Annotated in this window: 18 protein-coding genes and 2 riboswitches; of the genes, 6 read left to right on the plus strand and 12 right to left on the minus strand. The window is 69.3% G+C overall.

Annotation, left to right across the window (positions count from 1 at the left end):
- Window positions 1-41: 41 nt before the first annotated feature.
- Window positions 42-926, minus strand: coding sequence for a LysR family transcriptional regulator (locus tag CFB45_RS00685; protein WP_089424176.1), 885 nt, complete (start codon window positions 924-926; stop codon window positions 42-44).
- A gap of 155 nt (window positions 927-1,081) precedes the next feature.
- Between CFB45_RS00685 and CFB45_RS00690 the strand changes: the two genes are divergently transcribed.
- Entirely contained in the window at window positions 1,082-2,695 is a 1,614-nt protein-coding gene (locus CFB45_RS00690) for an MFS transporter (protein WP_089424177.1), read from the plus strand.
- A 112-nt stretch (window positions 2,696-2,807) separates the two neighbouring features.
- On the opposite strand, the gene CFB45_RS00695 is transcribed toward CFB45_RS00690, so the two are convergent.
- Window positions 2,808-3,236: a pyridoxamine 5'-phosphate oxidase family protein gene (locus CFB45_RS00695; RefSeq protein ID WP_089424178.1), complete on the minus strand. Its 429-nt coding sequence runs from the start codon at window positions 3,234-3,236 to the stop codon at window positions 2,808-2,810.
- 322 nt (window positions 3,237-3,558) lie between these two features.
- Here CFB45_RS00695 and exaC point away from each other — a divergent pair, with 322 nt between their 5' ends.
- The 3 genes from exaC (at window position 3,559) to CFB45_RS00710 (ending at window position 7,215) form a co-directional block, all read left to right on the plus strand.
- Window positions 3,559-5,085, plus strand: coding sequence for an acetaldehyde dehydrogenase ExaC (gene exaC / locus CFB45_RS00700; protein WP_089424179.1), 1,527 nt, complete (start codon window positions 3,559-3,561; stop codon window positions 5,083-5,085).
- Window positions 5,086-5,403: 318 nt separating this feature from the next.
- Window positions 5,404-5,958 carry a hypothetical protein gene (locus tag CFB45_RS00705; RefSeq protein WP_089424180.1) on the plus strand — a complete coding sequence of 185 codons (555 nt, stop codon included), beginning with the start codon at window positions 5,404-5,406 and terminating at the stop codon, window positions 5,956-5,958.
- 222 nt (window positions 5,959-6,180) lie between these two features.
- The gene (locus tag CFB45_RS00710; RefSeq protein WP_089424181.1) at window positions 6,181-7,215 is read left to right on the plus strand and encodes a helix-turn-helix domain-containing protein; all 1,035 of its coding nucleotides are present in this window, start codon (window positions 6,181-6,183) and stop codon (window positions 7,213-7,215) included.
- Window positions 7,216-7,349: 134 nt separating this feature from the next.
- On the opposite strand, the gene CFB45_RS00715 is transcribed toward CFB45_RS00710, so the two are convergent.
- Window positions 7,350-8,435, minus strand: coding sequence for an ADP-heptose--LPS heptosyltransferase (locus CFB45_RS00715; protein ID WP_089424292.1), 1,086 nt, complete (start codon window positions 8,433-8,435; stop codon window positions 7,350-7,352).
- A gap of 7 nt (window positions 8,436-8,442) precedes the next feature.
- A complete protein-coding gene (locus CFB45_RS00720) occupies window positions 8,443-10,146 on the minus strand; it encodes a thiamine pyrophosphate-binding protein (protein WP_089424182.1) in 1,704 nt (567 codons plus the stop codon).
- 326 nt (window positions 10,147-10,472) lie between these two features.
- Between CFB45_RS00720 and CFB45_RS00725 the strand changes: the two genes are divergently transcribed.
- The gene (locus CFB45_RS00725) at window positions 10,473-10,934 is read left to right on the plus strand and encodes an antitoxin PaaA2 family protein (protein WP_089424183.1); all 462 of its coding nucleotides are present in this window, start codon (window positions 10,473-10,475) and stop codon (window positions 10,932-10,934) included.
- Complete coding sequence (locus CFB45_RS00730; protein WP_089424184.1) at window positions 10,931-11,215, plus strand: type II toxin-antitoxin system RelE/ParE family toxin; 285 nt, start codon at window positions 10,931-10,933, stop codon at window positions 11,213-11,215. The genes CFB45_RS00725 and CFB45_RS00730 overlap by 4 nt, the downstream gene beginning before the upstream one ends.
- A 10-nt stretch (window positions 11,216-11,225) precedes the next feature.
- Here CFB45_RS00730 and CFB45_RS00735 read toward each other — a convergent pair whose 3' ends face one another.
- The 8 genes from CFB45_RS00735 to CFB45_RS00770 all read right to left on the minus strand — a co-directional run bounded on the left by CFB45_RS00735 (window position 11,226) and on the right by CFB45_RS00770 (window position 21,609).
- Window positions 11,226-12,614 carry an L-serine ammonia-lyase gene (locus CFB45_RS00735; protein ID WP_089424185.1) on the minus strand — a complete coding sequence of 463 codons (1,389 nt, stop codon included), beginning with the start codon at window positions 12,612-12,614 and terminating at the stop codon, window positions 11,226-11,228.
- A 30-nt stretch (window positions 12,615-12,644) separates the two neighbouring features.
- Window positions 12,645-13,781, minus strand: coding sequence for an alginate lyase family protein (locus CFB45_RS00740; protein ID WP_089424293.1), 1,137 nt, complete (start codon window positions 13,779-13,781; stop codon window positions 12,645-12,647).
- A 151-nt stretch (window positions 13,782-13,932) separates the two neighbouring features.
- Entirely contained in the window at window positions 13,933-16,860 is a 2,928-nt protein-coding gene (gcvP, locus tag CFB45_RS00745; RefSeq protein ID WP_089424186.1) for an aminomethyl-transferring glycine dehydrogenase, read from the minus strand.
- 143 nt (window positions 16,861-17,003) lie between these two features.
- Window positions 17,004-17,384, minus strand: coding sequence for a glycine cleavage system protein GcvH (gene gcvH / locus CFB45_RS00750; protein ID WP_089424187.1), 381 nt, complete (start codon window positions 17,382-17,384; stop codon window positions 17,004-17,006).
- A 117-nt stretch (window positions 17,385-17,501) separates the two neighbouring features.
- Window positions 17,502-18,620, minus strand: a complete 1,119-nt coding sequence (gene gcvT, locus CFB45_RS00755) for a glycine cleavage system aminomethyltransferase GcvT (RefSeq protein ID WP_089424188.1) — start codon at window positions 18,618-18,620, stop codon at window positions 17,502-17,504.
- A gap of 84 nt (window positions 18,621-18,704) precedes the next feature.
- Window positions 18,705-18,838, minus strand: a riboswitch (glycine riboswitch).
- Between the two features lie 34 nt (window positions 18,839-18,872).
- Window positions 18,873-18,973, minus strand: a riboswitch (glycine riboswitch).
- A gap of 117 nt (window positions 18,974-19,090) precedes the next feature.
- On the minus strand, window positions 19,091-19,453 hold the full coding sequence (locus CFB45_RS00760) for a hypothetical protein (RefSeq protein WP_011350564.1): 363 nt from the start codon (window positions 19,451-19,453) through the stop codon (window positions 19,091-19,093).
- Between the two features lie 158 nt (window positions 19,454-19,611).
- Complete coding sequence (locus CFB45_RS00765; protein ID WP_089424189.1) at window positions 19,612-20,664, minus strand: oxidoreductase; 1,053 nt, start codon at window positions 20,662-20,664, stop codon at window positions 19,612-19,614.
- A 237-nt stretch (window positions 20,665-20,901) separates the two neighbouring features.
- Complete coding sequence (locus CFB45_RS00770; protein WP_089424190.1) at window positions 20,902-21,609, minus strand: SGNH/GDSL hydrolase family protein; 708 nt, start codon at window positions 21,607-21,609, stop codon at window positions 20,902-20,904.
- Window positions 21,610-21,693: the final 84 nt, after the last annotated feature.

Genomic DNA, 21,693 nt, shown 5'->3' on the forward strand with positions numbered 1-21,693 from the left:
GCGTGGCGGTGTTCGAGCCGTTCGAGCGGCCTGACGGGCGGCTATCTGAACAGCCGCTCGCACAGAAAATCGACGAACACGCGCAGCTTCGGTGACAACTGCCGGCTCGACGGCCATACGATCGAGAATTGCCCCGGCGCGATCCGGTAGTCGTCGAGCACGGTGACGAGTGCGCCCTGCTCAAGCGCATCGCGCGCGAGGAAGTCGGGCATGTAGCCGATGCCGAGCCCCGCGAGCACGGTACCGCGCAATGCCTCCATGTTGTTGCAGGTCAGCGCGGTGCGCAGCTTCAGCGGCGTGCCGTCGTCGGCCGCGAGCGCCCAGTCCTGCAGCTTGCCGGTGGTCGGGAAGCAGTAGCGCACGCATTCGTGCGCTTCGAGATCGCGCGGCGTGCGCGGCGTGCCGGCCTGCGCGAGATACGCGGGCGTCGCGCACAGCACGAACGCGAACGGGCCGAGCCGCCGCGACATCAGGCTCGAATCCGACAGCGGGCCGCTGCGGATCACCGCGTCGAAGCCGCCTTCGACGACATCCACCATCCGGTCGTTGAAATCGAGATCGAGCTCGACGTCCGGGTAGCGCTGCCGGAATTCGGGCAGCACCGGCAGCAGGAAGCGGTAGCCGATCACCGGCAGGCTCACGCGCAGCTTGCCGCGCGGGCGCTGCGCGGAGGCCGTCACGGTCGCTTCCGCGTCGCGGAAATCCTCGAGGATCCGCTGGCAGCGTTCATAGAAGTGCCGCCCTTCTTCGGTGAGCGTGACGCGCCGCGTCGTGCGGTTGAACAGGCGCACGCCGAGCGACTGCTCGAGTTTCGCGATCGTCTTGCCGACCGCCGACGCCGAGATGCCGAGCGCGCGGCCGGCCGCGACGAAGCTCAAGGCTTCGGCGGTGCGGACGAAGGCGACGATGCCGGTGAGGTTTTCCATCGAATCGAAGGACGTGCGGCGACGCACGCGAGCGGGTCAATTGCGGAATTCTAGTCCGTTATATACGGAGCTTTGCGTGGTTTTTCGCCGATTGAATCGGATTTATCATCTGTCGCTCTGACGGCGCATCCGCGCCGGCTTTTCGAGGAGCGATGATGGATCACCCTTTTTCAGCCGCTTCGGACCCGTCGGCACGCCGGCGCGCATGGGTGCTGGCCGCCGTCTGCCTGGCCGCCGTCGCGCTGCCGCTGTCGTTTTCGGGCGGCGCCGTCGCGACGCCCGCGATCGGCCGCGACCTGCACGGCGGGACGGTCGCGATGAACTGGATCACCAACGCGTTCATGCTCGCGTTCGGCAGTTTCCTGATGGCGGCCGGCGCGCTGGCCGACCAGTTCGGCCGCAAGCGCCTGTTCGCGGTCGGCGTCGGCGGCTTCACGCTGATGTCGGTCGCGCTCGCGTTCGCGCCGTCGATGCTCGCGGTCGACCTGCTGCGCGCCGCGCAAGGGCTCGCGGCGGCCGCGGCGCTCGCGGGCGGCACGGCCGCGCTCGCGCAGGAGTTCGACGGCGCGGCGCGCACGCGCGCATTCAGCCTGCTCGGCACGACCTTCGGCATCGGGCTCGCGTTCGGGCCGGTGCTCGCCGGCGCGCTGATCGGGCATTACGGCTGGCGCGCGATCTTCGTGACGAGCGCGGTGGCCGGCGGGCTGTCGCTCGTATTCGGGCTGCCGCGCATGCACGAGTCGCGCGACCCGCATGCGACGGGGCTCGACTGGCCCGGCACGGCCGCGTTCACCACCGCGCTGACGCTGTTCACGTTCGGCGTGATCGAGGCGCCCGCGCGCGGCTGGACGAGCCCGCTGGTGATCGCGCTGCTGGCAGGCGCGGCGCTCGGCGCGGGCGCGTTCGTCGCGATCGAGACGCGCGTCGCGCGGCCGATGCTCGATCTGTCGCTGTTCCGGATCGCGCGCTTCGTCGGCGTGCAGGTGCTGCCGGTGTCGACCTGCTGCTGCTACATCGTGCTGCTCGTCGTGCTGCCGCTGCGCTTCATCGGCATCGACGGCTTCAGCGAGATTGACGCCGGCTGGCTGATGCTCGCGATTTCCGCGCCGATGCTGATCGTGCCGTTCATCGCGGCGACGCTCACGCGCTGGCTGTCGGCCGGCGTGATCTCGGGGTTCGGGCTCCTGATCGCGGCGGCCGGGCTCGTGTGGCTGGGCATCGCGCTGCGCGGCGGCGCGGGGGCCGCGGCGATCGCGCCGATGGTGACGATCGGCGTCGGCGCCGGGATGCCGTGGGGGCTGATGGACGGGCTGTCGGTGAGCGTCGTGCCGAAGGAGCGCGCGGGGATGGCGACGGGGATCTTCAGCACGACGCGCGTGGCCGGCGAAGGGATCGCGCTCGCGATCGTGGGTGCGGTGCTGGCTGGGCTCGCGCGGACGGGGCTGACGCAGGCGGCGGGTGCCGCCGGCACGCCCGACGCGACGCTGCGTGCGGCGGCGCGGCTCGCGACCGGTGATCTTGCGGGTGCGGCGGTTGCGCTGCCGGGTGTCGGGCATGCGGCGCTGCTCGCGAGTTACACGCATGCGTTCGATCGGTTGTTGATCGGGCTGGCGGTCGTGACGGTGCTGTGTGCGGGGGTGGTGTTTGCGTTTCTTGGTGGGCGACCGGCGGCTACCGAAACGGGCGACGATACCGACGAGCACGCGCATGCCGACGTGCCGGTGCGCAACCGGATCGAACCGGCTTGTGCGGAGACGCACGCGCGTTGAGCCACGCGTCGTCGCGCACGGGCGGCTCCGGCCACGGTGGCCGGAGCGTCGTCCTATTTCGTCATCGATTTCGTCATCGCCGCATTCGCACGCTGACGATCCGCCTTGCCCCTCAAGCCAGCACCAGCGGCGGCAGCGTCGCATCCGCCCGTGCCTGGGCATGTGCCACTTCAACCACCACATAGCGCCGCGCATCGGGCCACAGATGCGCACGGCTTCCCGCCTCCTCGTCGATCGTCGCATGGCCCTGCACGAGCCAGGTCGTCTGCCGCACGAAGTCGACGAACAGCAGCGCGATGGCCGGATTCACCAGCAGGTTGCCGATCGTGTTGAACAGGTGGTTGCCCGCGAAGTCGGGCAGCACGAGCGTGCGGCGGTCGGGCAGGTCGACGAGCGGCTCGAACGAGCCGTCCGCACGCGGCTGGCGGCCGCGGTACGAGCAGTCGCTGTTGCCGGCCGCGTCGGCGGTCGCGACGATCAGGAACGCCTGCTCGCGGATGAACGCGATGGCGTCGTCGGTCAGGGGGCCGCGATCGTTCATGGTGTGGTTCGGCGCACATGCCGTTGCGTAGGAATGCACAGGGCGCACGCAAGCGACATGCCACGCGGCGCGGCCTGCCTCCGCGCGCAGCTGCGCTCGCGCACTGTTGAAATTTCGAACACCGCCCCGGCGCGCTGCGCAACCATGCTGTTCAGAATCGGCACACCCGCCATGCTGCGTCGGTGAACACGGCACGGTGCGCACGCGGGCCGGCCGCGGTTGCCGTGCTTCGGTCCTGTTTGGCACGCATGTTGCGTAAGCGAGTGCAGCGCAATTCCAACCGGCGCTGTACTCACACAAGCACGATGAACAGGAGACATGTATGAACCCGTTTGACCTGAAGCAACTGGGCCTCGACGTCGAATACCCGTACCGTCAGCAATACGACAACTACATCGGCGGCAAGTGGGTTCCGCCGGTGAAAGGTGAGTACTTCGAGAACGTATCGCCGATCAACGGCCAGCCGTTCTGTCGCATCCCGCGCTCGGGCGCCGACGACATCGAGCTCGCGCTCGACGCCGCGCACGCCGCACGCCGCAAGTGGGGCAAGACGTCGGTCGCCGAGCGCGCGAACCTGCTGCTCGCCGCCGCCGACCGGATGGAAAAGAACCTGAAGCTGCTGGCCGTGGCCGAGACGATCGACAACGGCAAGCCGCTGCGCGAGACGATGGCGGCCGACCTGCCGCTCGCCATCGACCACTTCCGCTATTTCGCGGGCTGCATCCGCGCGCAGGAAGGCGGCATCTCCGAAATCGACGACAACACCGTCGCGTACCACTTCCACGAGCCGCTCGGCGTCGTCGGCCAGATCATCCCGTGGAACTTCCCGCTGCTGATGGCCGCATGGAAGCTCGCGCCGGCGCTCGCGGCCGGCTGCTGCGTGGTGATGAAGCCGGCTGAGCAGACGCCCGCGTCGGTGCTGGTGCTGATGGAGCTGATCGGCGACCTGTTCCCGGCCGGCACGATCAACATCGTGAACGGCTTCGGCAAGGAAGCGGGCGAAGCGCTCGCGACCAGCAAGCGCATCGCGAAGATCGCGTTCACCGGCTCGACGCCGGTCGGCAAGCACATCCTGCGCGCGGCGGCCGACAGCCTGATCCCGTCGACGGTCGAACTGGGCGGCAAGAGCCCGAACATCTTCTTCGCCGACGTGCTCGACCAGGACGACGCGTTCCTCGACAAGGCGCTCGAAGGGCTCGCGATGTTCGCGCTGAACCAGGGCGAAGTGTGCACGTGCCCGTCGCGGATCCTGATCCAGGAATCGATCTACGAGAAGTTCATCGAGAAGGCGGTCGCGCGGGTCGAGCGCATCAAGGCCGGCCATCCGCTCGACCTGCAGACGATGATCGGCGCGCAGGCTTCGCAGCAGCAGCTCGACAAGATCCTGTCGTACATCGACATCGGTCGCGGCGAAGGCGCGCAATGCCTGACCGGCGGCGAGCGCACGGCGCCGGCGGCGGAGCTCGGCACGGGCTATTACGTGAAGCCGACGATGCTGCTCGGCAACAACAAGATGCGCGTGTTCCAGGAAGAGATCTTCGGGCCGGTCGCGTCGGTGATGACGTTCAAGGACGAGCAGGACGCGATCGAACTCGCGAACGACACGTTCTACGGGCTCGGCGCGGGCGTGTGGACGCGCAACGGCACGCGCGCGTACCGGATGGGCCGCGAGGTCGAAGCCGGCCGCGTGTGGACCAACTGCTACCACCTGTATCCCGCGCATGCGGCGTTCGGGGGCTACAAGCAGTCGGGGATCGGCCGCGAGACGCACAAGATGGCGCTGTCGAATTACCAGCAGACGAAGTGCCTGCTGGTGAGCTACCAGGCCGAGGCGCTCGGGTTCTTCTGATCCGAGTGTGGGCGTCCTGGCCGGCCGGCGGCGCGGTATGCGTCGGCCGGTCGGGGCGCCGTCTCGAGCGGTAAAGCTTCGGATACCGGAGGGTCGTTGAACGCGTGTCGCGCCGGGCGGCGGTGGCTGCCTGGCCGACGACCGGTGCGCGGATGCGTGCCGCGCGGCCGACCGGCGATCCGGAGATTGACCGTTTCCGCCCATTCGCATTTGCAATCTGGTTCCGGCCGCGGATTGTCGCGGTCTTCGCCGGAAACGATACCGATGGTCGTTTGCTCGCGGCGGCAAGTCGAGCCGGCGCACCGGACGTAAAACTCCATGTCAGAACCGCCCCGATCCTATCCGCGCCATCCCGTGTTCCACGCCGGTGAACTCGACGCGCATCACCGCTTCGGCGTCGCCGACGAGGCCGAGCGGATGAGCGACGTCGTGACGACGCGGCTGAGCATGGGCGTGCGTCAGTTCATCGAGACGCAGCCATTCCTGTTCGTCGGCACGGCGTGCGGCGGGCAGGCGGGCGTGAGCTGCGACATCGTGCAGAGCCGGCGCGACGCGAACGGCGACCTGCTGCCGGTCGTGCGCGTGATCGATACGAAGACGCTGCGCTTCGTGTTGCCGGTGTACGGCGAGAGCGACGGTGGCCGGATTGACGCGGCGCGGTGTAACGGCAGCGGCGTCGGGTTGCTGTTCGTCGACTTCGTGCGCGGTATCCGTTACCGGATCAACGGGCGCGCGACGCTGCGGACGGATCTGTCCGAGGCGGACGCGGCGCCGTGGCCGGCCGGCAGCGCGATCGTCGAGTTGGCGGTCGCGCAGGCGTACGGCAATTGCGGCACGCGCGTCGTGCGGTTGCGGCCCGCGAACGGTGGCTAGCCGGCCGTCGCGCATTGCCGGGCGCGCGGCGCGTACCGGATGCGGATGCGCCGGCGCGGCGCGTGCCGCACCGACGGGGTGCGTGCGACAAGGCGTTCGGGCATGCCCGCATGGCGCGTCCGTGCCGCGCAGCGTCGAATGACGGACTTTGCGCGGGGCGCGCGCTGTTCGGCACGGGACTTGCGTGGCAGGTGCGGTTCCGGGCAGGTGAGGGAGGACACGATGGACCAATACGTGGCGTGCAGCGAAGAACCGACGGCCGAAGACACGCGGCGCAACGCGCAGGGCGACGACGCGCTGGCCGGGCAGGCGGTCGTCAGCGTCGCGCATGATGCCGACGAGCAGGCGCGCAACCTGATCGGCTGGCGGCAGACCTACGACCAGCTCGCGGCCGGCCGATTCGTCGGCACATTGACCGAGCTGCCGCTCGACACGATGAAGCTGTTTCGCGAATCGACGAGCCACCTGCTGCGCCAGGCGTGTGAGGTGCGCGGCGATGCGTACTGGTTCGGCATTCCGCTCGTGAGCGACGGCACCGCGCGCGTCGATGCGTGCCGCATCGGGCCGGGTGCGCTCGCGTTCCGGCCCGGCAACGTCGAATTCGAACTGGTGACGCCCGCGCAGTTCTCGATCTACGGTGTCGTCGTGCGCGGCGACGTGCTGCGCCGCTACGCGGAAGAGGTCGAGCACTGTGCGCTCGACGAGCGGCTGTTCACGCAGCGCGTGATGCAGGTTGGCGATGCGCGGCTCGCGCGCCTGTGCGCGCTGCTCGGCCGCCGGCTCGACGGCGCGATGGCGATGGCCGGCCCGCTGGCCGATGCGCAGCGCGACGACCTGCAGGGCGAGGTGCTGGCCGCGCTGTTCGACGCGTGCGCGCAGCCGGCCGACGACGATTCGGGCCGTGCGCCGTCGATGCGCCGCTGGATCGTCGAACAGGCGCGCGACTACGTGCTCGCGCACCGCACGCGCCCGGTCGGCGTGCCCGAGCTGTGCGAGCAGTTGCACGTGAGCCGGCGCACGCTGCAGTACTGCTTCCAGGACGTGCTCGGCATGGCGCCCGCGACCTATCTGCGCACGTTGCGGCTGAACGGCGCGCGGCGTGACCTGTGCGGCCGCGCGGCCGGCTCGGTGCAGGACGTGGCGGAGGCGTGGGGCTTCTGGCATCTCAGCCAGTTCGCGACGGATTACCGGCGGCTGTTCGGCAAGCGGCCGTCGGAGACGCTGCGCGAGCGCGCGGTGATGGTGGCGGCGGGGTGAGCGCGGGGCGGTAGTCGAAGTGGTTTTGGTTTAGACGCCGCCTTCGGCACCTGCTCAGGTTCAGGCACCGGCTCAGGCTCATGCTCAGGCGGCGACGCTTTCGGCCTCGCAACTGGCCGCCGCACCTTGTGTCCCTATTCGGCCGTAGCCGCCGTTTCGCGCGGCGCGGGCCACGCCAGCGCATCCCAGTCGATCGCGCGATAGGCGGCCTCGACCGCCGCGAGATCGGCCGGCCGTTCGCTGCGATGCATCCCGCGCAATTCAGCGGGCACGTCGAGCGCGATCGGCACGCAATGCGGATAGTCGCGCACGCGCAGCGTCGGCCCGATCGTCGTGAAGCACGCGAGCGTCGGCACGTCGAAACCGTCGGCGAGATGGAGCGCTGCCGTGTCGGGCGCGAACAGCACGCTGGCACCCTTGATCCATGCCATGAACCGGGCCGTACCGCCGGCCGCATCGGCGCTCACGTCGACATAGGCGGGATGCGCGACGGGCCAGAACCCGGCTACCGGCAACCCGTAGCGCTGCACGAGCTGCTCGACGATCGTCGCCTGCAGTGCCGGCGGCACGCTGCGCAACGCGGTGCTCGCGGTCGCGCAGAACAGCACGTACGGGCGTTGCCATTGCGCAGGCAACGCAGGCAGCGGCAACTGCGCGAGCCAGCGGTTGCGCTTGGCCGACGCCGGCACCGACGCGGGCTCCACGCCGAGCGCGTCGAGGAAGAAATCGATCATCGGCAGCCGCGCGAACGCGGGCCAGTACAGGTGATTGCCGACGTCGATGCACGGCGCGTCCGCCGGCAGCGCGCCGGCGGGGTACGGCAGTGCGCGCGACGGCGCGACGCTGTCGGCCGCGAGCGCATACAGCGCCTCGACATAACCCGGCGCGCAGGCCGGTCGATACAGCGTGAAGTGCAGGCCCGGGTGCGCGGCGCGCAACGCGGCGAGTGCCGTGAGCCCGATCACCGAATCGCCGAGCGTGACACCCATCCCGTTGATCACGTGTACGTGCCGTGCACGGTCGTAGTCGAGCCGGAACGGCCGGTGCGCGGCGTGCAGCAGGCCGCGTCGGGGCGCGGCAGGCACGTGGCCGACGGCACGCGCACCGCCGTGCTCCAGATCGTAAGGCGCGACGAGCGTGCCGTCCGGCGCGAGCAGCGTGCCGGGGTACGTGAGTGCGGCGTCGTGCGACAGCGCGACGGCGTGCGGCGCGGCGTGCATGTCCCCGTCACCCACCGCGTGCGCGGCGGCCCTGTTCGCGGATCTGTTCGAGTGTCGCGGCCGGCGTGCTGGCGTCCTGCGGGATTCGGATCTCGATCAGCGCGGGCAGCCCGCAGGTCAGTGCGCGCCCGAGCGCGGGCGCGAAATCGGCGGTGCGCTCGACGGTCTCGCCATGTGCGCCGAACGCACGCGCATACGCGGCGAAATCGGGATTCGTGAGCCCCGTGCCATGCACGCGCCCCGGGTAGTTACGCTCCTGATGCATGCGGATCGTGCCGAAATGCCCGTTGTTGACGACGATCACGACGATGTTCAGCCCGTACTGCATCGCGGTCGCGAGCTCATTGCCGGCCATCATGAAGCAGCCGTCGCCCGCGAGCGCGACGACGGCGCGCGACGGGTACAGCGACTTCGCGGCAAGCGCGGCCGGCACGCCGTAGCCCATCGCGCCGCTGGTCGGCGCGAGCTGCGAGCGGAAGTGCCGGTACGCGAAGTGGCGATGCAGCCAGATCGCATAGTTGCCGGCGCCGTTGGTGAGGATCGCGTCATGCGGCAGGCGCTCGCGCAGCTGCACCATCACGTCGCCGAGCTGGACGTCGCCGGGCATCGGCAGCGGCGCATGCCATTCGCGATACGCACGATGCGCATCGGCAGCGGTGCCGGCCCACGCCGGGTGCTCGGGCGGCTCGAGCGCGGCGAGCGGCGCGGCGATTTCGGGCATGCCCGACACGATCGGCAGATCAGCCGCATACACGCGGCCAAGCTCGTCCGCACCTTGATGCACGTGAATCAGCGTCTGGCGCGTCTTCGGGATGTCGAGCAGCGTGTAGCCGCCGGTCGTCGCTTCGCCGAGGCGCGGCCCGATCACGAGCAGCAGGTCGGCGTCGCGGATGCGCTTCGCGAGCGCGGGGTTGATCCCGAGCCCGACGTCGCCCGCGTAGTTCGGGTGCGCGTTGTCGATCGTGTCCTGGTAGCGGAACGCGCAGGCCACCGGCAGCTGCCAGCGCTCGACGAAGGTGCGCAGGTTCGCGCATGCGTCGGGTGTCCAGCCGCTGCCGCCGACGATCGCGAACGGCCGCTCGGCGCGCGCGAGCCGCTCGCGCAGCTCGTCGAGCTGCGCGGCCGACGGCGCGGCCGCGACGCGTTTCGCGGCCGGCACGACCGGCTGCGGCGCGCACGCTTCGGACAGCACGTCTTCCGGCAGCGCGAGCACGACCGGGCCGGGGCGCCCGGACGTCGCGACGTGGAACGCATGGCTCAGGTATTCGGGGATACGACGCGGGTCGTCGATCTGCGCGACCCATTTCGCCATCTGGCCGAACATCCGCCGGTAGTCGATTTCCTGGAAGGCTTCGCGGTCGAGGTGCTCGCGTGCGCACTGGCCGACGAAGAGGATCATCGGCGTCGAATCCTGGAACGCGGTGTGCACGCCGATCGACGCATGGGTCGCGCCGGGGCCGCGTGTGACGAACGCGATGCCGGGGCGGCCGGTGAGCTTGCCGACGGCCTCGGCCATGTTCGCGGCGGCCGCCTCGTGGCGGCAGACGACCGTCTGAATGCGCGCGGTGTCGTCCGCCAGCGCATCGAGTACGGCGAGGAAACTCTCGCCCGGCACGCAGAACACGCGTTCGACGTGATTGGCGAGCAACGCATCGACGAGCAGTCGCGCGCCGGTGGTGGCGGGCTGCTCGAGATCCTTGGAATGCGACATGGGCTGCCGTCTCCCTGGGTAGCGGGACGTACAGCTTACGCCCGTTGGCGGGGCGCCGGTACGCCGGCTGCTGAAAAGTGTCGGAACAAGGGGGAATAGATCGGGCGGCCGTGGAGAAGGGAAGGCATGCTGGATCGCCGGTGGTGCGCGATGGCCAAAAGGCCGGCTTGTGGGCGATAGCCCGATGATGGAAAGTTGGGGGCAACAAGGATCCAGCCAAATTTCCGTTTCACCCTCCGCGAATATGTCGCCCAATTAACAATAAAATGGGAACTCATTCAATAGTAAAATTTCCGTCGAAACGACTGACGAAATCAAGGAACGGCATGACAACCGAGACGATCGACCAGAAGACGCTCACCCAGCTCGTCGAAGCGGGCGCCGTACGTGCGGCGCGAGTGGTCGGCTGCGGCAACGGCTGGGCGCTGTCGGCCCGCTGTGGTGCGAACGAACGCTTCCTGTCGGCCAAACGCGGCGATGTGCGCGTGTTCCGTCGCTTTGAAACGCTGGTGGGCTTTTTGCGCGACATCGGCATCAGCCGGTTCGATGTCGATGCGGCCGGCTTCGATCCGGAGGCGCCCGGCCGGACGACCCGGCCCGATCGTGCCGAGGCGCTGAAAGTGGCCCACGAAGCGGCCGCTCACGATCGCTGGTTTCGCGAGCAGGTGCAGCAGGTGCTGGACGACCCGCGCCCCTCGATTCCCGACGCAGAAGTCAGGGCCGGGTTCGAGGCACGTCGCGATGCGCTGCGTCGGAGGATTGCCGGCAAGCAGGGTGATGCTTCTTGACCCTCGCACTGCACTGGCATCCGAAGGCGTACGAGGATCGCGTTGCGATCCTCGACTATATCGGTCAGGACAATCCACTGGCCGCGCTGGAACTGGACGAACTGCTGGAGGCAAAGGCCGCGTCGCTGCCGGCGCGCGCGGAGCTGTATCGACTGGGGCGCGTGCCGGACACGCGCGAACTGGTGATCGCGCCGAACTATGTACTGGTGTATCGCATTCGGCCAGCCGACGGCATCGTGGAGATTCTCCGTGTGCTGCATGCGCGCCGGCAGTGGCCGTGACGCGCCGCGCTCAGCACTCGACGATATTCACCGCCAGCCCGCCGCGCGACGTTTCCTTGTACTTCGTCTTCATGTCGGCGCCCGTCTCGCGCATCGTCTTGATCACGGAGTCGAGCGACACGTAGTGCGAGCCGTCGCCGCGCAGCGCCATGCGCGCCGCGTTGACCGCCTTCACCGACGCCATCGCGTTGCGCTCGATGCACGGGATCTGCACCATCCCGCCGACCGGGTCGCAGGTGAGGCCGAGGTTGTGTTCCATCCCGATCTCGGCCGCGTTCTCGACCTGCTGCGGCGTGCCGCCGAGTACGGCCGCGAGCGCGCCGGCCGCCATCGAGCACGCCACGCCCACTTCGCCCTGGCAACCGACTTCCGCGCCGGAGATCGACGCATTCAGCTTGTAAAGAATGCCGATCGCGGCGGCCGTCAGCAGGAAGTCGATCACGCCTTGTTCGTTCGCACCGGGCGTGAAGCGCGTGTAGTAGTGCAGCACGGCCGGGATGATGCCGGCCGCGCCGTTGGTCGGCGCGGTGACGACGCGGCCGCCGGCCGCGTTTTCCTCATTGACCGCGATCGCGTACAGGTTGATCCAGTCAATCATCGACAGCGGATCCTGCAGCGCGCGCTCGGGGCTGCCCGTCAGCGTGCGGTACAGCTGCGGCGCGCGGCGCTTGACCTGGAACGGGCCGGGCAGGTTGCCGTCGGCTTCCGGGTTGCCGATCCCGCAGCCGCGCGACACGCACGACTGCATCACGGCCCAGATCTTCAGCAGGCCGTCGCGCGTCTCTTCCTCGGTGTGCCATGCGCGCTCGTTTTCCCACATCAGCTGCGCGATCGACTTGCCGGTCGACTCGGTCAGCGCGAGCAGCTCGGCGCCGGTGCGGAACGGGTGGGTCATCTGCTCGGCCGCGCTCAGCACCTTCGTGTTCGGTGCGCCGGCCGTCACGACGAAGCCGCCGCCGACCGACAGGTAGGTGCGCTCGACCAGCACGTTGCCGCTCGCGTCGGACGCGCGCAGCTTCATCCCGTTCGGGTGCTCGGGCAGCGCCTGACGGTAGAACGCGATGTTCTCCTTCAGCACGAACGGCACCGGATGCGTGCCCAGCAGCGCGAGCTGCTTCGATTGTCGGATGTCTTCCAGCCGCGCGTCGATCGTGTCGGGATCGACGGTGTCGGGCGCATCGCCGAGCAGGCCGAGCATCACGCCGCGATCGGTGCCGTGGCCCTTGCCGGTTGCGCCGAGTGAGCCGTACAGCTCGACCTTCACGTGGGCCGTCGCCGCGAGTTGCCCGTCACGCTCGAGTCCCTGGACGAACATCAGCGCCGCGCGCATCGGCCCGACCGTATGCGAACTGGACGGACCGATGCCGATCTTGAAAAGGTCAAAGACGCTGACTGCCATAGTGATTTCTGCCTTGCTTTAAGAATAATGCTAGCGCGCCTGCAATGGCAGGCACGCGGCGAGCCATGCGGGCGGCGTTGGGGAAAGCTGCTGCGCGACGCGGGCGTAGCGCCCGTCGAGCCGCGCGGCCAGATGAAAGAGTTCGGTAGCGTTTTTCGGGTCCCACTGCCCCGTGTAGCCCGGCAGGCCGGCCTCGCGGCGCTTCGCATCGAACGGCACCGGCGAATTCACGAATTCCTCGTGCGTTTTTTCGCCGAGCGCGTACGGCACGAGCCAGTCGAGCGCGGCCGCGAGCGTCGCGCCGTTCGCGCCCCGCTCGCGCAGCCAGTTGCGGTTGAAGCGGCGCGCGGCGAGCGCGGCCGTCACCAGCGGCTGCAGGTCGTAGACCGCGTAATGCAGCGCATCGCGTTCCTCGAAGTCCCAGGTCTTGCCGTCCGGGCCGATGTTGTCGGCGAGATGCTCGACGAACAGCCGCTGCGCGGCGTTCATCATCTTGCGGTCGCCGAGCGTGAACGCGGACAGCGCGATCAGCTTGATCCGGTGGCTCTGCCAGTTGTTGCGCCAGGTGCCCGTGAGCGGACGCTTCTGCGCGTCGATCTGCGCGACGTAGCCGGCGCCGAGCTTCGCGATGAACGCGGCCGTCGCGTTGCGGGTCTTCACCGGCAGCGCGCTCGCGGTCATGTCGTACGCGACGATCAGGCTGTCGAAGCGCGTCTCGTCGATCGGGTTGAAGCTCGGCTGGTAGGTCGCGACCCACGCGGACAGGAAGCGGTCGACGAGCTGCAGGTAGCGCGGCGCGTTCGTCACGCGCCACGCGAGCGCGGCATCGCGCATCAGGTCGAGATCCTTCAGCGCGGCGGCACTCTGGTCGTAGATGCCTTCGTGCGGCAGCGTGCCCTCGGTGTGCACGCGCGCCATCGCCTTCGGCTGCTCGCCGATGCGCGCGTCGACGCTGCGGATCAGCGCCTGGATGCCCGGCTCGGCCTGTGTCGTCTCGCTCGCCTGCAGTGCCGGCGCCGCGCAGAAATTCATCGCCGCGCGCGCGCTGCCGGACGCGCCGAGACCGGCGGCGGCAAACGACAGCGACGCGACGAGCATCGGCACGACGCGGCGCGCGCGCGGCCGCCCTTGCATTGCACCATGGCCCGGAAACATCGGACGCACCATGCGGAACTCCTTCATTGGCTGGATCGCGTGTGATGTTAGCCGGATTGGCGGACGAACGTGAACCGGTTCGAGCGGCGAACAAAAAAACCGCACGCAACTCCGGGTTGCGTGCGGTGCGGTCACCATCGGGCGGCTCCTGGCCTGGCGCGCGTTATGCGTATTCCGACATCGGCACGCACGAGCAGAACAGGTTGCGGTCGCCGTAGACGTTGTCCGCGCGGCCGACCGGCGGCCAGTACTTGTTCGTGCCCAGCGACGCCACCGGGTACGCAGCCTGCTCGCGCGAGTACGCGTGCGGCCATTCGTTCGCGGTGACGACGGCCGCGGTGTGCGGTGCGTGACGCAGCGGATTGTCCTCGCGGTCGGCGCGGCCTTCCTCGACGGCGCGGATTTCGTCGCGGATCGCGATCATCGCGGCGATGAAGCGGTCGAGTTCTTCCTGCGATTCCGATTCGGTCGGCTCGACCATCAGCGTGCCCGGCACCGGGAAGCTCATCGTCGGCGCGTGGAAGCCGTAGTCCATCAGGCGCTTCGCGACGTCGTCGACGGTGATGCCGCTCGATTCCTTGATCGGACGCAGGTCGAGAATGCACTCGTGCGCGACCAGCCCGCCCGGGCCCGAATACAGCACGGGGTAGTGCGGCGCGAGGCGCTTCGCGATGTAGTTCGCGTTGAGGATCGCGGTTTCCGTCGCGGCGGTCAGGTTCTTCGCGCCCATCATCGCGATGTACATCCACGAGATCGGCAGGATCGACGCCGAGCCGTACGGCGCGGCCGATACTGCGCCGATGCCGTCTTCCTCACGCGTGTAGCCGGTCGAACGCTGGTTCGGCAGGAACTTCGCGAGGTGCGCGCCGACCGCGACCGGACCGACGCCCGGGCCGCCACCGCCGTGCGGGATGCAGAAGGTCTTGTGCAGGTTCAGGTGCGACACGTCGCCGCCGAACTGGCCCGGCGCGGTCAGGCCGACCATCGCGTTCATGTTCGCGCCGTCGACGTACACCTGGCCGCCGTGAGCATGGACGATCTCGCAGATCTCGCGGACGTTCTGCTCGAACACGCCGTGCGTCGACGGGTACGTGATCATGATTGCAGCGAGGTCCTTCGCGTGCGCGTCGGCCTTCGCCTTCAGATCGGCGATGTCGACGTTGCCCTGTGCATCGCATGCAACGACCACGACCTTCATGCCGGCCATGTGCGCGGATGCCGGGTTCGTGCCGTGGGCGGACGCCGGGATCAGGCACACGTCGCGATGGGCTTCGCCGCGCGATGCGTGGTAGGCGTGAATGATCAGCAGGCCCGCGTACTCGCCCTGCGAGCCCGCGTTCGGCTGCAGCGACACGGCCGCGTAGCCGGTGGCCGCCACGAGCATCTGCTCGAGCTGGTCGATCATCTCGCGGTAGCCGACGGTCTGGTCGGCCGGCGCGAACGGGTGGATCCGGCCGAACTCGGGCCACGTGACGGGCAGCATTTCCGACGTCGCGTTCAGCTTCATCGTGCACGAGCCGAGCGGGATCATCGAGCGGTCGAGCGCGAGATCCTTGTCCGACAGGCTGCGCAGGTAGCGCAGCATTTCGGTTTCGGAATGGTGGCGGTTGAACACGTGGTGCGTCAGGTACGCGCTCGTGCGCTCGAGGCCGGCCGGCAGTGCGGGGACGCCGGCTGCGCCCGCGTCCAGCGCGTCGACGGCCGGTGCGGTGCCGCCCGCGGCTTGCGCGAACACGGCGAGGAGATCGGCGAGGTCGTCGCGCGTCGTCGTTTCGTCGACCGATACGCCGACTTGCGTGTCGCTCACGCGGCGCAGGTTGATGCGCTTCGCCTTCGCGAATTCGTGGACCTGTGCGGTGCGCGCGCCGGTGTCGATCGTCAGCGTGTCGAAGAACGTGTCGTTGACGGTCGCGAAGCCGAGCTGCTTCACGCCGGCGGCGAGCAGCGCCGCGATGCGGTTCACGCGCAGCGCGATCGTCTTCAGGCCGTGCGGGCCGTGGTAGACCGCGTACATGCTGGCCATGATCGCGAGCAGCGCCTGCGCGGTACACACGTTCGACGTCGCCTTCTCGCGGCGGATGTGCTGTTCGCGCGTCTGCAGCGCGAGGCGCAGCGCGGGCTTGCCCTGCGCGTCGACCGTCACGCCGACGAGGCGGCCCGGCATCTGGCGCTTGAATTCGTCACGCACCGCGAGATACGCGGCGTGCGGGCCGCCGAAACCCATCGGCACGCCGAAGCGCTGCGTGTTGCCGATCGCGACGTCCGCACCCCAGTCGCCCGGCGGCGTGAGCACGGTCAGCGCGAGCAGGTCGGCCGCGACGACCACGTGGCCGCCGGCCGCGTGGATCGCTTCGGTGAGTGCGCGGTAGTCGCGCACGTCGCCGTTCACGCCCGGGTATTGCAGCAGTACGCCGAACGCATTCGCTTGCGCGGCGTCGGCGGCCGGGCCGGTCTTGACCTCGATGCCGACCGGCAGCGCACGCGTGCGGATCACTTCGAGCGTTTGCGGCAGCACGTCGTCGGCGACGTAGAACACGTTCGACGTCGGCTTGCCGGTGCGCTGCAGCAGCGTCATCGCTTCGGCGGCGGCGGTGGCTTCGTCGAGCAGCGACGCGTTCGAGATCGCGAGGCCCGTGAGGTCGGCGACCATCTGCTGGAAGTTCAGGAGCGCCTCGAGGCGACCCTGGGAAATTTCGGGCTGGTACGGCGTGTAGGCCGTGTACCACGCCGGGTTTTCGAGCACGTTGCGCAGGATGACGGCCGGCGTGTGCGTGTCGTGGTAACCCTGACCGATATACGAGCGGAACACCTGGTTCTTGTCCGCGAGAACCCGCAGCGCGGCGAGGGCTTCGGCTTCGCTCTTCGGCTGCGCGAACGGGCCGAGCGGCAGCGTTTCGGCGCGGCGGATCGAGGCCGGGATCACGGCGTCGATCAGGGCGGCGCGCGTCGGGAAGCCGAGCGTGTCGAGCATGGCCTGCTGGCTGGCGGCGTCGGGGCCGATGTGGCGTTCGGCGAACGCGTCGTGCGTTTCGAGCGCGGCGAGCGAGAGTGGCGTGCGGTTCATCAGGCGGTCCGGGTGTTCGAGCTTCATGGCGTTCCTTGGTCGGCCCGGGCGAGCGATGCAGCGTTCGCCCGGGCCCCATGCTTTGCGGTCGACCCGGGGCGGCGCGTTGACGCCGGCCCGGGTTCCGCGCGGGGCAGGGTGGCTGACCCGTCCCGCGCGATTCAGGGAAATTAGTCGATCAGCTTGCTGTACGCGTCAGCGTCGATCAGCTTGTCGGTCGACGCGCCGGCCGCGAGCTTGATCTTGAACAGCCACACGCCGTACGCGTCGCTGTTCACTTCTTCCGGCGAATTGGCGGCATCTTCGTTGATCGCGACGACCTCGCCGGATACCGGCGAGTAGATGTCGGATGCGGCCTTCACCGATTCGACGACGCCGACGGCGTCGCCCGCCGTCACCGACTTGCCGACTTGCGGCAGTTCGAGGAAGACGATGTCGCCGAGCGTGCTCTGCGCGTGATCGGTGATGCCGACCGTCAGCGTGCCGTCCGCCTCGGTGCGGATCCATTCGTGTTCGTCGGTGTATTTCAGCTCGGCCGGGACGTTGCTCATCGGATGCTCCTGGTAAAAGGGTGTGTTCGTTTTGCTGGCGCGCCGCCGGGGCGCGCCGGGTATGGTATTGCGCCGGGCGCCATCTCCCGGCTTCCCGGGAGGCGGGCCTCCCGGCCGTTACGCAGCGAGGACCTTGCCGTTGCGCACGAACGGCAGTTTTACCACGCGCGCGGGAAGATTCTTGTCGCGAATTTGCACCTGGACGAGGTCGCCGATCTGGACGGCCGCCGGCACGCGCGCGAACGCGATCGATTCCTGCATCGACGGCGAGAACGTGCCGCTCGTGATCTCGCCTTCGCCGTGCGGCGTGACGACCTTCTGGTGCGCGCGCAGCACGCCGCCGGCCTTGCCGTTTTCCTTCTGCAGGATCAGGCCGACGAACGCGGCGCGGGTGCCGTTGGCTTCCAGGGCGGCACGACCGACGAAGTCGCGCGGCGCGGAGAGGTCGACCGTCCACGCGAGGCCCGCGTCGAGCGGCGACACGGTGTCGTCCATGTCCTGGCCGTACAGGTTCATGCCGGCCTCGAGGCGCAGCGTGTCGCGCGCGCCGAGCCCGCACGGGCGCACGCCGTTTTGCTGCAGCGCGTTCCACAGCGCTTCGACGTGCACGGCCGGGACGATCACTTCGAAACCGTCTTCACCGGTGTAGCCGGTGCGCGCGACGGTGAGATCGCCGAACGGCGTGCCGGCGACCTGCGCGGCGTTGAACGGCTTCAGCTCACTGGTGGCGGCGCGCGCGGCGGGCACGGTCGCCCAGGTCTTTTCGCGGGCGTTCGGGCCCTGAACGGCGATGATCGCGAAATCGCGGCGCGGCGCGATCGTGACGCCGAAGCCGCCTTGCTCGTTCAGCTGGTTGAACCACGCGATGTCTTTCTCGGCCGTGCCGGCGTTGACGACGACGCGGAAGAATTCTTCGGTGAAGTAGTAGACGATCAGGTCGTCGATGACGCCGCCCTGCGGATTGAGCAGGCACGAGTAGAGGGCCTTGCCGGGCGTCTTGAGCTTGCCGACGTTGTTCGCGATCGCATGCTCGAAGAACGCGCGCACGCGGCTGCCGGTGAAATCGACGACGCACATGTGCGACACGTCGAACATGCCGGCGTCGGTGCGCACGGCTTCATGTTCTTCGATCTGCGAGCCGTAGTTGACGGGCATGTCCCAGCCGCCGAAATCGACCATGCGGGCATTGAGCGCGCGGTGCGCGGCGTTGAGCGGGGTGTGATTCAGTGCAGTCATCGAGGCCTCAGGCAAGGCGCTTGCGCGCGGATCAGAACGGCCATGTGCCGACCACCGCGGCCGATGGCCTGCGAGCGATCCGGTACATGCCCCTCTGTCCTCGATACCTGAGAGATTGCGCTGCCGGCCAGGCCTGGCGAACGCGCGCCCCTTCGGTGGGCAGCTTGCCCGCGCAGCGGATGCGCTGCGGGCTACTGCCGCTCTCCAGAGTGCGGGGAGAGTGTGGCCCGCGCAATGCGCGGACGGGATTCCCCGACGCGGTCGGTCCTTTTGCCTGAGAGTTTGCGGGTGTGCCCCTTCGGCGGCGCAACCGGCTGAAACAGCCCGGTTACACGCTCTCCCGACGCGTGCGGGCGACTGTACGCGAGCGGGTGGGCCTTGTCAATTTGAGCAAAAGAATGTCGCTTCGCGACAAGCGGCGGCAACCGGTGCCGCCGCTTTTTCCGCTCCGGCGGGCGCCGGCCGGTGCGTTACTCGCCGATCGCGCGCGCGGCCGTGTCGAGTTCCTGGTTCAGCACGCGCTGCTCGTCGCCTGACAGGCCGCCGCTGTGCTGCGCGGACATGTCGTTCGATTCCTGGCGGATCACGTCGAGGCGATGATGAAGCTGCGCGCCGTACGGCGGCGGGTAGTAGCCGCCGTTCACGCGCGCATCGATGCGGCGGTGCAGATTGTCGATCCGGCCCTGGATCTGCTGCATCCGCTCGTTCGCGACGACCTGCGGATTCGGCCGCGGCGGGGGCGCCGGGCGGACCGGCTGCTGCGGCTGCACGATACAGGCCGCAAGCGAGGAAACCAGGACGCAGCACGCTGCTGCGCGAATCAACCGTTGCATCAACATTCTCCTGACGGATTGGTGTCGGATCGACTTTTTCGAGAAACGCATCAGACCAGTCTGCCGCTGACTTTCGTTCCCCCGGCATTTGTAACCGAATGTTCCGGCTGATCCCGCTGCACCGGCGCCGGCCGGCCGCGACCGGCCGGCGCGCGGTGTCAGATCGTGCGGCGCACGAACGGCAGCCGGCGGCCGTCGTGCTCGCTCTGCGCGGCGAGCTCGATGATCGTCATCACGTCGACGGCGTCCTGCGCGGTGACGGGGAATGGCGCGCCGTCGCGGATCGACGCGGCGAGCGCGCGGTAGAACTCCGCGTACTGGCCATCGAGCGTCGGCACCGGGCGCTCGACCTCGACTTCGCCGTCGAGCACGCGCAGCAGGCCGGGCGGGTTGCCGCCGCCGAATTCGACGTCGTCGGCGGTGAGGCCGGCCTTGAGCTGGTCTTCCTGCGTGTCGAGCCCGAACTTCTGGTAGCTGCCGCGCGTGCCGTGCAGCGTGAAGCGCGCGGGTTCGATCGCCGACAGCGCGCTCGCATGCAGCGTGACGTCCTTGTCCGGATAGCCGAGCTGCAGGTGCACGAAATCGGGCGCCGTGCCGTTGTCGCGGCGCGTCTTGACGGTCGCGCTCACCGTTTCCGGCAGGCCGAACAGCGCGAGCGCCTGGTCGATCAGGTGCGGGCCGAGGTCGAGCAGCAGGCCGCCGCCGCGAGCCGGCTCCTCGCGCCAGCGCGTGCGCGGCGTCGGGCGGAAGCGGTCGAAGTGCGACTCGAAACTGGTGATGCGGCCGAGCTCGCCCGATTTGACGATGTCGCGCACGGTGAGGAAATCGCCGTCCCAGCGGCGGTTGTGGAACGGCGCGAACAGCCGGCTGCGCGCGTTCGCGAGCCGCGCGAGCGCGAGCGCCTCGTCGGCGGTGAGCGTCACGGGCTTGTCGACGACCACGTGGCGGCCCGCTTCGAGCACCTGGCGCGCGAGCGCGAAGTGCGTGTCGTTCGGCGTGGCGATCACCACGCACTCGATGTCGTCGAGGCCGAGCAGCGTGTCGAGATCGGGGACGACGCGCGCGCCCGGATACGCCGCCTGCGCGCGATCGGGCTGACCCGTCGCGATCGCGGCGACTTCAGTGCGGCCGCTCGTGGCGATCACGGGCGCGTGGAACGTCGCGCCGGCGAAACCGAAACCCATCAAACCAATCCTGAGCAATGACGACATGGCAATTCCTGGCTGCGAAGGAAATTAAAGGATGGCGCGCCGGGACGGCGCGAAGACGACCGGCTATTTTGGCATGGCGCCGCCGCTTGCACCGGCGCGTTCGGGCGAAATGCGCGATGCGATGCGGCGCTTGCGCAAGGAAAGCCGGCATTTTGCGCGGGCCGGGGGGCCGCGCGAGCGGGGTTTGCCCGCCTACGCCCGTGCAATGAACGGCTGCCGCGGGGGCGCCGCCCGGCGTCATACGGTTGCCCGCCGCAGCACGGCGGCGGCGACCTGCGCGGCCCACACCGCGCAGGCGGTTGCGCCGGGGTGGAAGCCGTCGGTGGCCATCAGGTGGCGCTCGAGCGGCAGCTCGACGCGCAGGAACGTGCAGTGCGGCTGCGTGGCGGCCCACCCGGCGAGCGCCGTGTTGAGCCGCTTCGCGCGCAGCCCGAGATACCACGCGAGCGGCTGCGGCAGCGCCGGAAAGCGCTCCATCGGCGGCACCGCCGACAGGATCGCGTGCCCGACCCGGAAGCGCGCGGCGAGCAACCGGACGAGCTCGGCCTGCTGCGCCAGCCAGCGGGCCGGCGGCACGCCGCCCGTCACGTCGTTGACGCCGAGCGACGTGACGGCCACGTCGAACGGCTCGGCTGGCTCGGCGGCGAGCCAGTCGACCAGCTCCCGTGTGGTCAGGCCGGTGCGCGCGAGCAGTTTCCACCTCACGCGATGGGTGGCCGCGAGCGCGCTCGCCAGTTGCCCGGACAGCGCGTCGCGCTGCGTCGCGACGCCGACGCCCGCGGCGGCCGAATCGCCGACCACCAGCACGCGCAGCGGCGGGCCGTCGCCCGCCACGCCGTCGCGCGGGCCGGCGGCCTCGGGCAGCCGCGGCGTGACGCGGCGCACGTAGCGCCCCTGCGCGAACAGCAGCGGGCCGAGGGCGGCGGTGGCGAACGGGTATCCCATGATGTCGATCCGGTGGCGGTACAGGTGACGCAAACGGGCCGGCGCGGGGGCGGCGCCGAAGTGGCCATATTGTGGCCGATCGGT

The organism is Burkholderia sp. HI2500, assembly GCF_002223055.1.
Classification (GTDB): domain Bacteria; phylum Pseudomonadota; class Gammaproteobacteria; order Burkholderiales; family Burkholderiaceae; genus Burkholderia.